This is a genomic window from Pseudomonas veronii, from assembly GCF_002028325.1.
GTDB classification, from domain to species: Bacteria; Pseudomonadota; Gammaproteobacteria; order Pseudomonadales; family Pseudomonadaceae; genus Aquipseudomonas; species Aquipseudomonas veronii.
In genome coordinates this window covers 2,628,767-2,643,348 of sequence record NZ_CP018420.1, presented here as the reverse complement: position 1 = coordinate 2,643,348, position 14,582 = coordinate 2,628,767, and the positions used below count along the sequence as shown (strand labels likewise).

General features: G+C 64.1%; 11 protein-coding genes. 3 read left to right on the top strand and 8 right to left on the bottom strand.

Annotation, left to right across the window (positions count from 1 at the left end; genetic code table 11):
• Positions 1-21: 21 nt before the first annotated feature.
• The 4 genes from PverR02_RS12320 to PverR02_RS12305 form a co-directional block, all read right to left on the bottom strand.
• Entirely contained in the window at positions 22-1,263 is a 1,242-nt protein-coding gene (locus PverR02_RS12320) for a thiolase family protein (RefSeq protein ID WP_079443500.1), read from the bottom strand.
• On the bottom strand, positions 1,260-3,134 hold the full coding sequence (locus tag PverR02_RS12315) for a feruloyl-CoA synthase (protein WP_079443499.1): 1,875 nt from the start codon (positions 3,132-3,134) through the stop codon (positions 1,260-1,262). The genes PverR02_RS12320 and PverR02_RS12315 overlap by 4 nt, the downstream gene beginning before the upstream one ends.
• Before the next feature lie 62 nt (positions 3,135-3,196).
• Entirely contained in the window at positions 3,197-4,645 is a 1,449-nt protein-coding gene (locus tag PverR02_RS12310) for an aldehyde dehydrogenase (protein ID WP_079443498.1), read from the bottom strand.
• Between the two features lie 108 nt (positions 4,646-4,753).
• Complete coding sequence (locus tag PverR02_RS12305) at positions 4,754-5,584, bottom strand: p-hydroxycinnamoyl CoA hydratase/lyase (RefSeq protein WP_046483783.1); 831 nt, start codon at positions 5,582-5,584, stop codon at positions 4,754-4,756.
• A 213-nt stretch (positions 5,585-5,797) separates the two neighbouring features.
• Here PverR02_RS12305 and PverR02_RS12300 point away from each other — a divergent pair, with 213 nt between their 5' ends.
• Positions 5,798-6,286: a MarR family winged helix-turn-helix transcriptional regulator gene (locus tag PverR02_RS12300; RefSeq protein WP_046383963.1), complete on the top strand. Its 489-nt coding sequence runs from the start codon at positions 5,798-5,800 to the stop codon at positions 6,284-6,286.
• A gap of 4 nt (positions 6,287-6,290) precedes the next feature.
• On the opposite strand, the gene PverR02_RS12295 is transcribed toward PverR02_RS12300, so the two are convergent.
• A complete protein-coding gene (locus PverR02_RS12295) occupies positions 6,291-7,616 on the bottom strand; it encodes an OprD family porin (RefSeq protein WP_057005581.1) in 1,326 nt (441 codons plus the stop codon).
• Between the two features lie 312 nt (positions 7,617-7,928).
• On the opposite strand from PverR02_RS12295, the gene mhpT reads away from it, so the two are divergent.
• On the top strand, positions 7,929-9,158 hold the full coding sequence (mhpT, locus tag PverR02_RS12285) for a 3-(3-hydroxy-phenyl)propionate transporter MhpT (protein WP_017847936.1): 1,230 nt from the start codon (positions 7,929-7,931) through the stop codon (positions 9,156-9,158).
• Here mhpT and PverR02_RS12280 read toward each other — a convergent pair.
• The 3 genes from PverR02_RS12280 to PverR02_RS12270 all read right to left on the bottom strand — a co-directional run bounded on the left by PverR02_RS12280 (position 9,155) and on the right by PverR02_RS12270 (position 12,484).
• The gene (locus PverR02_RS12280; protein WP_079443497.1) at positions 9,155-10,102 is read right to left on the bottom strand and encodes a SphA family protein; all 948 of its coding nucleotides are present in this window, start codon (positions 10,100-10,102) and stop codon (positions 9,155-9,157) included. The genes mhpT and PverR02_RS12280 overlap by 4 nt on opposite strands.
• Positions 10,103-10,183: 81 nt before the next feature.
• Positions 10,184-10,951 (bottom strand): coniferyl-alcohol dehydrogenase, encoded by a 768-nt coding sequence (locus PverR02_RS12275; RefSeq protein ID WP_057005578.1) that lies wholly within the window; start codon positions 10,949-10,951, stop codon positions 10,184-10,186.
• Positions 10,952-11,008: 57 nt separating this feature from the next.
• Positions 11,009-12,484 carry a benzaldehyde dehydrogenase gene (locus tag PverR02_RS12270; protein ID WP_046483790.1) on the bottom strand — a complete coding sequence of 492 codons (1,476 nt, stop codon included), beginning with the start codon at positions 12,482-12,484 and terminating at the stop codon, positions 11,009-11,011.
• 270 nt (positions 12,485-12,754) lie between these two features.
• Here PverR02_RS12270 and PverR02_RS12265 point away from each other — a divergent pair, with 270 nt between their 5' ends.
• Entirely contained in the window at positions 12,755-14,527 is a 1,773-nt protein-coding gene (locus PverR02_RS12265) for a sigma-54-dependent Fis family transcriptional regulator (RefSeq protein WP_079443496.1), read from the top strand.
• Positions 14,528-14,582 lie beyond the last annotated feature (55 nt).

Here is a 14,582-nt window from a genome sequence, read left to right as displayed (position 1 = left end):
AGGAGTTACACCGTTGAACGCTCAACCGCGATAGGCCGGGTTCTCGATCAACAACGCCATGCCCTGCCCACCGCCGACGCAGGCAGCGGCAATCCCGTAGCGCAGGTTGTGCCGGCGTAATTGCCCGGCCAGCGTCATGACCAAGCGCAGGCCGGTGGCGGCCAATGGATGCCCCACCGCCAGCGAACCGCCCTGGACGTTGAGCCGGGTGCTGTCCAACTCCAGTTCCTGGGCCACCGCCAATACCTGGGCCGCCTGCGCTTCGTTGATCTCGAAACGGCCGATGTCATCCAGGCTCAACCCGCTGCGATGCAGCAGCAAGCGGATCGCCGGCGCCGGACCGATGCCCATGAACTCCGGCGCCACACCGACCACCGCGCTGGCCAGCAGCCGGGCCAGGGGCACACGCGGGCAGGCCGAGGCGCGCCCGACCAGGGCTGCCGCTGCACCATCGACCACCGCGCAGCTGTTGCCAGCGGTTTGCACGCCATTGGCATGCACGGCGCGCAAGCGCGCCAGGGCCGCAAGGTCGGTGGGCCGTGGGTGGCTGTCCTGGGTGACGGCAGCGGCGCGGCGCGCCAGGCTGATGCCACGCGGCTGATACCCCTCCAGCTCGAACACTTGGTTATCGACCGTCACGATCTCTTCAGCCCACGCACCGTCACGCTGCGCCTGCAACGCACGCTGATGGCTCGCGCAGGCGTAACGGTCCACGGCCTCGCGGCTCAGGCCATGGCGGCGCGCCAGGTGGTCGGCGGTGGCGATCATGTCCAGCCCCGGGGCCGGGTCGTATAGGGCTTCCCAGAGAAAATCCTTGAATTGCACCTCGCCACCGAGACGAAACCCATCCCGGTGGGTGTAGGCCGCAATCGGGTTGCGGGACATCGACTCACTGGCCACGCACAAGGCCAGTTGCACCTCGTCGCGCAGTTGCTCAGCGGCCTGGCGCAACAACTCGAAACCCGTGGCGCAGATGCGCTGCACCCCCAGCGCCGGAACCGATTGCGCCACGCCGCTGTACAACCCGACATGCCGCGGCAGCAAATAGGCATCGAAGCTGGCCTGGGCCATGGAGCCGGCCAGCACGCTGTCCACCGCCAGCGGGTCGATACCGGCACGGGCCAGGACTTCACGGCCGACCTTGATCCCCAGGTCGATGGGCGAGACCAGGGACAAGGCGCCACCGAGGTCGACCCACGGCGTGCGTAGCGCCTCGTAAATCGCCACGTCGGCAAACGCCGAATACTGCCCCACGCCGCTCAAGGCTTGGGCTCGGCACGCAGGATCGCAGCATCTTCACCGCGATACAGCGCCTCGACCTTGGCCGCGCGCCATTGCAGTACCGCACGCTGGTTGATCGACCCCTTGTCGGTAATTTCCCCACGGTCGATAGACGCCGGCTCGTCGAGCAAGGCAATCCATTCCAAACGGCTGGCATTGCCGGTGGCATCGCGATTGAGGCGCTGCAACCAGTCGCCGAACCATTGGCGCACCGGCGCGCTGGCGAGTACGTCGGCGTCGCTCGCGTCGGCGTTCAAGCCCGCCAGCCGGCGGCATTCGTAGAGCCTGGGGAAGACCAGGGCGCCCAGGCATTCGCGGTCCGGCGCGGCAATCACCAGGTCCTGCACATACGGCGAGCCTTCCAGCACCGCGCGATTACGCAACGGCCCGACGCTGACAAACACCCCGGAGGACAGTTTGAAATCCTCGGCGATGCGCCCGTCGAACATCAGCCCCAGTTGCGGCCGATTCGGGTCGGCGAGCTTGATCGCGTCCCCCGAACAATAGAAGCCGTGCGGGTCGAACACCTCGGCGGTTTGTTCCGGCGCCCGCCAGTACCCCGGCATGATGTGCGGCCCGCGGAAGCGCCCTTCGAACTTGCCGTCCACCGGCACCAGGCGCACCTCGCAGCCCGGCGCGGGCAAACCGATATAGCCGGCCATGGACAACGGCCCAGTGGTGAAGGTGCAGGATGGCGCGGCTTCGGTCATGCCCAGCCCGGCCATCATGCGGATGCGTTCTCCGCAGTGCTGTTCGGCCACCCGGTCGAGGCGGTCCCAGACACTTTGCGACAGGCCCGCGGCAGCGAAGAAAAACAATTTCATTCGCGCAAAAAAGCACTCGCGCAACTCGGCATCCTGCTCCAGGGCGCTGACCAACTCTTCCCAACCCTTGGGCACCGTCAGATAGGCCGTGGGCGACACCTCCTTGAGGTTGCGCAGGGTCTCGGCAAACCCCTGGGCCGTGGGCTTGCCAGCGTCGAGGTAAAAGGTGCCGCCGTTGTAGAGCACGATGCCGACGTTGTGGCTGCCGCCGAAGGTGTGATTCCACGGCAACCAGTCCACCAGCACCGGCGGCTCTTCGCCGAACACCGGAAACGTCTGCAACAGCATCTGCTGGTTGGCGCAGAGCATGCGTTGCGTGGTGATCACCGCCTTGGGCAATTTGGTCGAGCCCGAGGTGAAAAGAAACTTGGCGATGCTGTCCGGGCCGGTGACATTGAACGCCTGATCGGCCGCACTGCCGCCCGGGGTTTGCAGCAGGCTCGCGAAGCTGACCTGGGTGCGTCCCGGCACATGGCCGCGCACGCAGATCAGCGGCGTCTCGGCCGGCAATACCGCGTCGATCGCGCGCTGGTAGGCCGCCGCATCGCTGACGAACACCAACCCCGGCTGCAGCAGGTCGCATACATGCCGCAGCTTGGCGAAGTCCTGGGACAACAACGAATACGCCGGCGACACCGGGCAGTAAGGGATACCGGCGTACATCGCGCCGAGGGCCAGTTGCAGATGCTCGATGTCGTTGCCCGACAGCAACGCCAGCGGCTTGTCTGCCGACAGGCCGTAACTCAGCAAGGCCTGGGCAATCGCCCGCACGCTCTCAAGCATCTGCGCGTAGCTGACGCGACGCCAGTCACCATCGGCCTGGCGTGCGGCAATGAAGGTCTGCTCGGGACGCACCCGGGCCCAATGCACCAGACGATCGAGCAAGCGCGCCGGCAACTCGGCCAATGGCTCCAGGGAACGCATATGCAGCACGCCCTGCTCTTCAGTGACCGCCACCGGGGCGTGGCCGATGGAGACCTCGCGGTAGCGCGGTGCGGGCTGGGGTTGCGGTCTGAATTCGGAACTCACAAGGGTGTCCTCCAGCAAGGCGGATCACAGCCGCCTTGTTATTGTTATGTCGCGACGCCTGCTCAGATCGGGTAATGCCGCGGCCCGTTCTGCAAGGTCACCCAGCGCAATTGCGTGAAGTGTTCAATCGACGCCTTGCCGCCAAAGCTGCCGTAACCGCTGGACTTGACCCCGCCAAAGGGCATCTGCGCCTCGTCATGCACGGTCGGCCCGTTGATGTGGCAAATGCCCGACTCCACCCGCTGCGCCAGCGCCAGCGCACGCCCGGTGTCGCGGCTGAAGATCGCCGCCGACAGGCCGAACTCGGAGTCGTTGGCCAGGCGCAGCAGTGCTTCATCACCGTCACCGCGCAGCAACACCGCCACCGGGCCGAAGGATTCTTCGCGGTACAAGCGCATGTTCTCGGTGACGCCATCGATCAGGGTCGGCTGCAGGATGCTGCCCTCCAACTGGCCGCCCGCGACCAGCCGTGCGCCCTTGTCCAGCGCATCGTCGATCAGGGCCTTGATGCGTGTGCCGGCGCTGGCATCCACCAGGGAACCCAAGACCGACTCCGCCGCCGCGGGGTCACCGGCGCGCAGGCTGGCGACCTTGGCGGTCAGCTTGGCGATAAACGCATCGGCGACCTTGGCATCGACAATCAGGCGCTCGGTGGACATGCAAATCTGCCCCTGGTTGAAGTAGGCACCAAACGCTGCCGCGGCAACCGCCGCATCCAGGTCGGCGTCGTCGAGCACCAGGAGCGGCGCCTTGCCGCCCAGTTCCAGCAAGGCCGGCTTGAGGTGACGCGCCGAGAGTTCGCCGACAATCCGCCCGACATGGGTCGAGCCGGTGAAGTTGACCCGGCGCACCGCCGGGTTGGCGATCAGGCGCTCGACAATCGCGGCGGCATCGGCCGGTGCGTTGCTGATGACGTTGACCACGCCATCGCCCAGCCCGGCATCCTGCAAGACCTGGCCAATCAGGCGATGCACTGCCGGGCTTAACTCAGAAGCCTTGAGCACCACGGTATTGCCGCAGGCCAGCGGCATGGCGATGGCGCGGGTGGCGAGGATGACCGGGGCATTCCACGGCGCAATCCCCAGCACCACGCCGCACGGCTGACGCAGGGCCATGGCGAAACTGCCGGGCACATCGGAGGGAATCACTTCACCGGTGATCTGGGTGGTCATCGACGCCGCTTCACGCAGCATGTTGGCGGCCAGGCGCACGTTGAAGCCATACCAGTTGGCCATGGCGCCGGTTTCGCCGGCGGCGGCAATGAATTCGGCGCTGCGCGCCTGCAAGTGCTCGGCCGCCTTGAGCAACCGGGTGCGGCGTTCGTTCGGCGCCAGCGCGGCCCAGCCGGGGAACGCCGCCTGGGCTGCGGCCACGGCGGCGTCGGCATCGTCCAGGGTCGCGGCGGCAACCCGCGAAACCACTTCACCGGTCACCGGGTTGCGACGCTCGAAGGTTCGACCGTCACGGGCGGGGCACGACCGGCCGCCGATCAACAGGGGCACGTCCAGCATGGTGATTCCTCTTTATTGTCTTTATGGGGAATGCATTCAAGCGATGTCACAGTAGCGCCAGGGTGAGGCGGCGAACAGCGGGATGCGCCCGCCATTCGCCGACTAGCCTCAGCGTTTGTACGTCTGCAGGCCGGGCTTGATGCTCTTGTCGTCGAGGAACTGCTTCATGCCCTGCTCGCGGCCGCCTTCGGTGTCGAGCAGGCGCGACTGATCGAGCTTGGCGTAGAGGTAATCCTCGTTCTGCTCCCAGGTCAGTTCGCGGCAACGCTTGAAGCCATGCTTGGCCGCCCGCAGCACCACCGGGTTTTTCTCCAGCAGGTTGCGCGCCAGTTCGATGGTCACTTCGCGCAGTTGCGCCAGCGGTACGCTTTCGTTGACCAGGCCCATCTCGGCGGCCTTCTGCCCGCCGAAGGTCTTGCCGGTCATGATGTAGTACAGCGATTGACGATGGCCCACGGTGTCGGCCATGGCCTTGCTCACCAGGTTGCCCGGTGGGATGCCCCAGTTGATTTCCGAGAGGCCGAAGGTGGCTTCGTCGGCGCAGATCGCCAGGTCGCACGCCACCAATGGGCTGAAGCCGCCGCCGAAGCACCAGCCATTGACCATGGCGATGGTGGGCTTGGCGTACATGCGCAGCAGTTTCCATTGCCATTGCGAGGCTTCGCGGCGGATTTTCTCCTGGAGGATTTCCGGGCCGGCATCCACTTCGCGAAAGTATTCCTTGAGGTCCATGCCGGCGGTCCAGGCTTCACCGGCACCGGTCAGTACCAGCACGCCGGCGGCGGGGTCCTGCTCCAGGGTTTCCAGGACGTCGATCATTTCGCGGTTCAGGGTCGGGCTCATGGCGTTGCGTTTTTCCGGGCGATTGAGAATGACCCAGGCAATGCCTTCCTCGATTTCAACCTTGACGGTGGTCCAACGGCCTTCGTAATTGCTCATGACGGTACGCTCTTGTTCTTGGTTGGAAGATGATTCGAAATTAAACCGCAAATATAGTTATGTCAATTAACTATTAACCTTGATAACCAATATTTTCCCCTTGTAAAACCTAAGCCGCTCGGGCGTTATGAAAAGCCGGCATAGCCATGGCTCGCGAACCTCGGCAAACTAGATAGCTTTCTTAACCTCCACCTTCTGAGGATTGCACTGTCAATGGCCAAGCCTTCCAACATCGCCGACGCCAACCTGGCCCTGCCCGACACCACCGAGGGGCGTGCGCCGCTGGATTCGGCCCTGGACGACCTGATTGGTTACGCCATACGGCGTGCGCAGCTCAAGCTGTTCCAGAACCTGATCGGTCGGCTTGCCGAGCACGACCTGCGCCCCGCTCAGTTCTCGGCCCTGGCGATCATCGAGCAGAATCCCGGCCTGATGCAGACCGACCTGGCTCGCGCGCTGGCGATTGAGCCGCCCCAGGTGGTGCCGTTGCTGAACAAGCTGGAAAGCCGCGCCCTCGCCGTGCGTGTGCGCTGCAAACCAGACAAGCGCTCCTATGGGATCTTCCTCAGCAAGACCGGCGAAACTCTGCTCAAGGCGCTCAAAGAGATCGCCGTCCAGAGTGACCTGGACTCCACCGCAGCCCTGGACGCTGAGGAACGTGCAGAGCTGCTGCGCTTGCTGAAGAAGGTGTATCAGGACTGACGGCTTACCAGAGCGCCACGGTGTAGAGCACCAGGAAACGGGTCTGGTTTTCATCGCGAAATGCCGCGCCAGCCGGGAAGTCATTGCGATAGATCGACTTGCGCGCCAGCAGCCCGACGTTCTTCAGCGGGCCGCTCTGGATCACGTAGCCCAGCTCCATCTGGAACTCGCGCTCCTTGCGATCCTCGGCGTTGAATGCCGCCAGCTCGATGTTATCGCCGCGCACGTAACGCAGCCGGCCCTTCAGGCCCGGTAAACCGGAAGCCGCGAAGTCGTAGTCGTAGATCGCCTGCCAGGTGCGCTCCTTGGCGTTGAGAAAGTCCGAACTCATGGTCAGTTCGCTCATGCCCATCAGCTCCGTCCCGGAGATATAGGGCGTGGCCGTCTCCCCACTGGAATGCATGTAGCCCAGGCTGAATTTGTGACCGCCCAGGCGGTAGCCAAACAACGCCGAGAGGTTGCGGTTATCCACGTTCCCCGCCTTGGCGCTGCCGTCCTCGCGACTGAAGAAACTGCGCAGGTCGCTGGTGAGCACGCCATCGCCCACGGGCAGATTGTGCAGCAACGCCAGGGTGTCCTGCTGGTAGAGGTCGGCTATCTGCGAGTGATAGGCGCGCAGGCTGAGGTCTTTGTTGACCTGGTAGTCACCGCCGACGTAAGCCAGGTGCGAGGTGGTGGCGGTGGCGTTGAAACGCCGGTTGGGCGAGGCGATGGTCATGGCCTGGTAGCTGGTGGAGTCGCGTTTGTTGATGCGGTCGATATAGCCGGTATTGAAGGTCAGGCCGTCGATGTCCTTGGAGCTCAAGGTGGTGCCGCGAAAGGTTTGCGGCAGCAGGCGCGACGGGCTGGCAAAGGCGAACGGCAGGAAGATCGACACGTCACCGGTCTTCACGGTGGTTTGGGCAAACCGCATCTTGGCGGTCGGCGCCAGGCGCGAGTACTCATCGGCGGCACGCTTGTCGCTGGCCGACACCGGCAACAACTCGGTGCCGCTGCGGTCCGGCGAAGAATCGAGCTTGACCCCCATCAACCCGCGCACATCCAGGCCAAAGCCCAGCGGGCCCGGGGTGTACCCCGATTCCAGGTTGAGGATGAACGCCTGGGCCCATTCTCGCGCAGCGGTCTTTGCACCGTCGTCCTTGTAGTCGCGATCCAGATAGTAATTGCGCAGGGTCAAGGTGCCGTGGCTGTCGTCGATAAAGCCGGCCGCCCACAGCTGGGAGGGCAACACGCTCAAGGCCAGCAACGCCATGACCAGGCCTGGCTTGCGGTTCGACACACAGGAGACGGACGCCACTGCAACGGCGTCCTCCATCGGGAGTTTTGGCATGTTCGTTGTCCATTTTTTGTTGTTGTTTTTGGGGGTGGCACACGCTCGGCCCGTTCGGCTTCGCCAACAGAGAATGGAAACAGCCGACGGCACTCGTCAACAGCAACTGACCGATAATCGAACATTAATAAAGCTATCTATTTTTATGATGAACACTGACACGCATCACAACACCATGAATTTAAAGCACTTATTTACTGTTTTTAGCATTTTTAATACGCCATTCATTTTTTAGTTATCTTTGTTATCTTAATCAGTAGCAGCCACTTGCGCTCGCCACCACAACAAAAACAACAACAATGAGGTTTGCCCATGGACAGTCCATCGCGTCGTTCGACGCTGACTATCGCGTTGTGCTTTATCGTTGCGCTGATCGAAGGGTTCGATCTGCAAGCCGCCGGAACCGCCGCCGCGGGGTTGCGCCAGAGTTTTGCCCTGGACCCGAAGATGCTCGGTTGGGTGTTCAGCGTCGGGATCATTGGCCTGCTGCCGGGGGCGTTCTTCGGCGGCTGGGTCGCCGACCGAATCGGGCGCAAGAAAATCCTGGTGATCGCCGTGCTGCTGTTCGGGCTGTTCTCGCTTTGCACCGCGTTTGTCGAAAGCTACTCGAGCCTGCTGTTGGTGCGCTTTCTGACCGGCCTCGGGCTGGGTGCCGCGCTGCCCAACCTGATCGCGCTGTGCGCCGAAGCGGTCAGCGAACGCAGCCGGGGCACCGCCATCAGCGTGATGTACTGCGGCGTGCCGTTGGGCGGCGCATTGGCGGCGGTGGTGGCGATGTTTTCCAGTGAGCACTGGCAGACCACCTTTATCATCGGCGGCCTGGCGCCCTTGCTGGCCGTGCCGTTGATGATCCTGCTGCTGCCCGAGTCCAATGCCTTTCGCCAACAGCTCGACAATACCCTCAGTGCCCGCCCCTCCACTCGCCAGGCGCTGTTCGGCGAAGGGCGCGCAGGCACCACGCTGGCCTTGTGGCTCAGCTACTTCTTCACCCTGACCGTGATGTACATGCTGCTCAACTGGCTGCCGTCGTTGTTGCTCGAACAAGGCTTCAGCAAACCCCAGGCGGGCATGGTGCAGATGCTGTTCAACATCGGCGGCGCCCTTGGCTCGCTGCTCGGCGGTGTCCTGCTGGACCGCTGCAATGCCCTCAGAGTGGTGCTGTTCGTGTATGCCGGGTTGCTCGCGGCCCTGGCCGGGGTCGGGCTGTCGGTGGGCATCGTGCCCATGGCCATCGCCGGTTTCGCCGCGGGCTTGTTCGTCATGGCCGCGCAGTTGGTGCTCTATGCGTCGGCACCGCCCTCCTATCCAACGGCGGTGCGCGCCACCGGCGTCGGTGCGGCCGTGGCCATCGGCCGGCTGGGCTCGGTGGCCGGACCGCTGGCGGCGGGACAACTGCTCGCCGCAGGTGCGGGCACCACAGGCGTCCTGCTGGCGACCTCCCCCGGGTTGGCGATCGCGGCGCTGGCCATCATCACCGTCATGGTGCGTAAGGCGCCACTGAACCTGTCCACCCCGGAAGCGGCCGGGCACACCAAAGCCTAGAACTTGTGCAGCCAATTGAGCACCAGTTTGTTGCCCTCGGTGCGGTTCTCAGCCTGCTGTTCAAAGTAGGCGTTCACCGATAGCACGTTCTCCTTGTTGAAGGCGTATAACAGGCCTGGGCCCATGGCCCAGACCTTCTCCCGGCGCCCGCTCACGGCGTGCCCGTCCACCTGGGTGTCGGTGATCTGCTTCAACCAGTAGCCGTTCACCCCCACGCTCAGTTGCTGGTTCAAGGCATATTGCACGGTCAGGTTGGCATGCAACGCCTGGCCGGCCTGGGTATCGGAAACATCCCCAAAACCGGCCTGCGGCTCATCATTCTTGCCATTCCACAGGTACATGAAACGCCCGCTCGCCGACCACTTCGGGCTGAACCAGTACGTTGCCGCATAATACGGGTTGAATGACCAGAAGTTGCTGCCTGGGTTGATCGAGCGCTTGCGGTCATAGGCCCCCACCGGCACCGAGATATCGGCTTCGACACGTTGGGTCAACAACGGGCTGCCATCCGCGCGGCTCAGGGTCGGCAGTTGCAGGAAGGGCCCCACAGTCACATCACCAAACCCGGCGCGAGAACTCAGCGCCGCATTGTTCAAGCCATCGTCGACATCTGCGTGGACCAGGGAGGTATTGATCAGGGTGAGTCCCGGCATCGCACCATTGGCCAGGGGTTGCCCGAGGTAGATGATCTGCGTGGTGGGCGCCACCACGTCCAGGTCCTGCTTGGGCAACGCCAGCTTGTGACCGTTGGCGTCATTGAAGCGGCTGGCTCGGGAGTACGTCAGGTATTCCTCCAGGTACCAGCCAGGGCCGGCCGGGGCCGGTGAGCCGTCGTAGAAACTGGTGCTGCCGAGGTTGAGCCCGGGCAGGTCGTAAGCGTGTGCAATCGATGACAGTGCGACAAAAGGCATGGCCGCAACCGTCCGCAAGATAGGCTTGAGCATCTTGGATGTCCTGTATTTTTGTTGTTGTTCAAGACCCCCGGCGCGAAGGCGCCGCGCCGGGGTTTAGCGCCGCTGCAAGCGCTACACGTAGGTCGCGGCCAAGCCACCGTCCACCGGCAGATTGACCCCGTTGACCCAGCGCGCGGCGTCCGAGCAGAGGAAGGCAATCACCGCCGCCACCTCATCGGCCAGGGCTGGCCGGGTCATGCGCTGGCTGTCTGCGGCCACCCGTTCCGGCCCGAGCATGCTGACGAAATCGCCGAGAATCGGGGTAAACACCGGCCCCGGCGCGACGCAGTTGATGCGTACCGAGTGATCGCGAAACCAGCCCTGGGATTGCTGGAAGCTCCACACGATCAGCGCTTCCTTGAAGTACTGATAACAGTTGTCCTGCTCCACCGGGTTGGCCGCCAGCCACTGCTGCCCTGCCTCGAAGCTTGGCGTCGCGGCCAGGGCCTTGTGCCGCTCCAGCCGTTGCGGCCATTGCGCACCGAGGACCGAGGCGACATTGACGATGCTGCCGCCCGCCGGCATGCGTGGCAGCAGCGATTGGGTCAGGTGCCGCAGCCCCAGGTAATTGACCGTGGCCACCGCTTGCAAGGGCGCCGTACCGGGCACGCCGGCAATGTTGCACAGCCCATCGATGCGCGCCGGCAGGCGTGCCACCAGCGCATCGATGCTGGCAGGGTCGCCCAGGTCAGCCTGGACGAAGCTATCCAGGGTCAGTTGCGGTGCATGGCGATCAACGCCGATCACCGTGGCCCCCTGGAAGCGCGCAAGCCGCGCCAGCTCGGCGCCAATGCCGGAAGCGACGCCAGTGACGATCAAGGTTTTGTTCTGCAGGTTCATGTTCAAGCCCTCTTGTTTTTGTATAGGCATGGGTGGATCAAACCGATGAGCCAGGGCTCAGAACGGATAGGCAGGCGGTGTATTTTTCAGCGTGACCCACTGCCACTGGCTGTACTCGTCCCAGTCGGCCGGCCCGCCCACGCTGCCGCCATTACCGGAGGCGCCGCGCCCGCCGAACGGGTTGATGCATTCGTCGGCCACGGTCTGGTCGTTGATATGCAGCAGGCCGCAGTCAAGCCGCTCGCCGATGGCCATGGCGCGCCCGACCGACGGCGAGATGATGGCGGCCGACAGGCCGTACTCGGTGCGGTTGGCCAGTTCGATGGCCTCCTCGTCCGTGGCGAAGCTGACCACCGTGGCCACCGGGCCGAAGATTTCATCCTCAAACGCGCGCATACCCGGACGCACGCCACTGAGCACGGTGGGCTGGTAGAACAACCGGTCATATTCGCCGCCCGCCTCCAACCGCGCGCCCGCTTGCAGGCTGTCGCTGACGATTGCGTGTACGCGCTGCAATTGCCGTTGGTTGATCAATGGGCCGAGCGCGGCCTCACCCCGGGCGGCATTGCCCACCGTCAACGCCCGGGCCTTGTCCACCAACTTGCGCGTGAGGCGTTCGGCGATGGATTCATGGGCGAGAATCAAGCCGGTCGCCATGCAGATCTGCCCCTGGTGCATCCAGGCGCCCCAGGCGGCATTGCTCGCGGCCAGGTCGAGGTCGGCGTCTTCGAGAATGATCAGCGGGTTTTTGCCACCCAGTTCCAGCGCGACTTTTTTCAGGTGTCGCCCCGCCACTTCGGCGACTTTGCGCCCCGCCGCCGTGGATCCGGTGAACGCAATCATCCGCACATTCGGATCGCGGCACAGCGCCTCCCCCTCCGGCGCAGCGCCGGGCAACACCTGCAGCAGGCCCTTGGGCAAGCCCGCCTCTTCGAACAGCCGGGCGATGAGAAAACCACCGCTGACCGGCGTCTGCGGGTCGGGCTTGAGCACCACCGCATTGCCCGCCGCCAGCGCCGGCGCCACCGAGCGCAGCGACAGGATCAGCGGAAAATTGAACGGCGAAATCACTCCGACCACGCCATGGGGCTGACGCCGCGCATAGGACAGGCGCCCGGCTTCACTGGGCAGCACCACCCCGTGCGGTTGGGACAACAGCCCCGCCGCCTGATGCAGCAGCACTATCGCTTCGCGCACTTCGTGTTCACCCTTGAACAATGCGCCGCCGGTTTCCCGCGCGACATACAGCGCCAGTTCCGCGAAGGACTGCTGAGCCAGGTCCGCCGCCTTGCGAAACACCTCGGCGCGCTCCCGAGGGCCGAATGCAGCCCATGCCGGCTGCGCCAGGGCCGCGTTGCGGCAGGCGATGGCGATGTCGGCCGGGGTGGCCATGGCGCAGCGCATCAGGGGTTCGCCGGTGGCGGGTTCGATCACTGGGATCACGGACCCCGAGGCGGGTATCCAATCGCCGTTGAACAGGCATTCGGACGCAATGGCCCGCTGTAGAAAGTGAGTGGTTTCAGACACTGACATGGCAACTCCGAGTTCTTGTAATTGTCATCGCCTGCACAGGGTGCAAACGCCGCATCAAGCCTTGAGCAAAGGCTGTGCCGCTTGCGCGCAAAGCTGCTGACGTAACGCGTCGAGGGCTCTGGGTCGCAGCCCGCCGCGCTGCGCTCACCCCCCACCGAGCGGTTGCCTGCAAGAACCGGGGCCCTGCCACTTGTTCAATTGATAAGGTTATGTTTAATAACTATCTGAGCAGTTACTCATATCGTTCACTCGCTTTGCAGGGGCATAACAATGACTAATCCCCCCAGTGCGCTGCCCGACGACCGGGTGGCCAACGCGGCCTTCCATCCGCGCGGCGACAGCCGCCAACTCAGCGCCGGCAGCTCGCCCACGCCGGCGGAACTGACCGACTGCCTGTTTTTTTCTCCCGAAGACGGGCGTATCTGGCTCAACGATCAACGCATGTTGTTGCTGCACAGTTCGTCGTTCGGCGCCCTGCGCGGGGAGGTCATCGAGCGCCTGGGCCTGGAGCAGGCGCGCGGCCTGTTCACCCGCACCGGTTATGCCTCCGGCGCGCGGGATGCGCGGTTGATACGCGAGCGCTGGCCACAGGCCGATGCCGCCGCGGTGTTTCGCGCCGGGACACACCTGCACACCCTGGAGGGCATGACCAAGGTCGAGCCGCTGCACTTCAAGTTCGATGCCGATTCGGGGTTCTATGAAGGTGAGTTCCTCTGGCACCACTCCTGCGAGGCCGATGAGCATGTGCGCGCCTACGGCATCGGCCAGGACCCGGTGTGCTGGACTGAAACCGGCTATGCCATCGGTTTCGTCAGTGGCCTGTTCGGGCAAATGGTGATTTTCCGCGAAGTGGAATGCCGTGGCATGGGCCACCGCAGCTGTCGGGTGATCGGCAAGACGGCCGAGCAATGGGGTGACGTCGAGCAGGACCTGCGCTACCTGAATGTGTCCCAGGCCGTCACCAGCACCACGCTCGCGCCCACGCCCGAGCACCCGGTGAGCCGCAGCGCCAGGGCCAACCCGCCGCAAACGCTGGTGGGCGCCAGCGCCGCGTTCAACGCCGCGACACAAGCCCTGCAACGCGTCGCGCTGACCCCGGCAACGGTGTTGATCAGCGGTGAGTCCGGGGTGGGCAAGGAGATGTTTGCGCGCCAGTTGCACCAGCTCAGTCACCGCCATGACGGCCCGTTCGTGGCGCTCAATTGCGCCGCCATTCCGGATAACCTGATCGAGGCCGAACTCTTCGGTGTCGAACGCGGTGCCTATACCGGCGCGACGCACTCGCGCCCTGGACGTTTCGAACGAGCCCAGGGCGGCACGCTGTTCCTGGATGAAATCACCAGCCTCAGCCTGGGCGGGCAGAGCAAGTTGCTGCGGGCCTTGCAGGAACGGGAAATCGAACGGGTCGGCGGCGTGCGCGGTATCAAGGTGGATGTGCGCGTGGTCGCCGCCACCAATATCGACCTGCGTAAAGCCGTGGCTGACGGTACGTTTCGTGAAGACCTGTTCTACCGGCTGAATGTCTACCCCATCGCCCTGCCACCGCTACGCGAACGCAGGGACGACATCCCGCTGCTGATCAACGCATTCCTCACGCGCTTCTGCCAGGAATACGCGCGAACGCCGGCGGGCCTGACCATGCGCGCCCTGAAGGTTTTGCTGCGCTATGACTTCGCGGGCAATGTGCGCGAGCTGCAAAACCTGATCGAACGCGGCCTGATCGCCAGTGACGAAGGCCAAGCGATTGACCTGGTGCACCTGTTTCGCAACGAGCCGATGCCCGCCGATCCCTATGGCCTGGACGACCACGGCAGCCTGTCAAACAGCGGGCCGCAGCTAACCACCACAGCGCCCCGCCCTGCACTGCTGGACACCCTTGGCCAGTTGGACCAGGGGTTTTCCATCGACGGCCTTGAATCGCGCCTGATCAATGAAGCGCTGCAACAAAACGCCGGCAACCTGGCCGCCGCCGCCAGGCTCGTGGGGCTCAGCCGCGCTCAATTTGCCTACAGGCTGAAGAAGCATCAGCGGCAAACCCCTTGAATGGCAATTAGTGCTTTAAAAGCTTTACCCAATTAAGTATTTTGCAGGGATACCG

Excerpts from the sequence above, each read along its gene's own strand:
- PverR02_RS12310 (WP_079443498.1), bottom strand. The coding sequence starts at position 4,645 with ATGCTGGACGTGCCCCTGTTGATCGGCGGCCGGTCGTGCCCCGCCCGT.
- PverR02_RS12305 (WP_046483783.1), bottom strand. The coding sequence starts at position 5,584 with ATGAGCAATTACGAAGGCCGTTGGACCACCGTCAAGGTTGAAATCGAG.
- PverR02_RS12300 (WP_046383963.1), top strand. The coding sequence starts at position 5,798 with ATGGCCAAGCCTTCCAACATCGCCGACGCCAACCTGGCCCTGCCCGAC.
- PverR02_RS12295 (WP_057005581.1), bottom strand. The coding sequence starts at position 7,616 with ATGCCAAAACTCCCGATGGAGGACGCCGTTGCAGTGGCGTCCGTCTCC.
- mhpT (WP_017847936.1), top strand. The coding sequence starts at position 7,929 with ATGGACAGTCCATCGCGTCGTTCGACGCTGACTATCGCGTTGTGCTTT.
- PverR02_RS12280 (WP_079443497.1), bottom strand. The coding sequence starts at position 10,102 with ATGCTCAAGCCTATCTTGCGGACGGTTGCGGCCATGCCTTTTGTCGCA.
- PverR02_RS12275 (WP_057005578.1), bottom strand. The coding sequence starts at position 10,951 with ATGAACCTGCAGAACAAAACCTTGATCGTCACTGGCGTCGCTTCCGGC.
- PverR02_RS12270 (WP_046483790.1), bottom strand. The coding sequence starts at position 12,484 with ATGTCAGTGTCTGAAACCACTCACTTTCTACAGCGGGCCATTGCGTCC.
- PverR02_RS12265 (WP_079443496.1), top strand. The coding sequence starts at position 12,755 with ATGACTAATCCCCCCAGTGCGCTGCCCGACGACCGGGTGGCCAACGCG.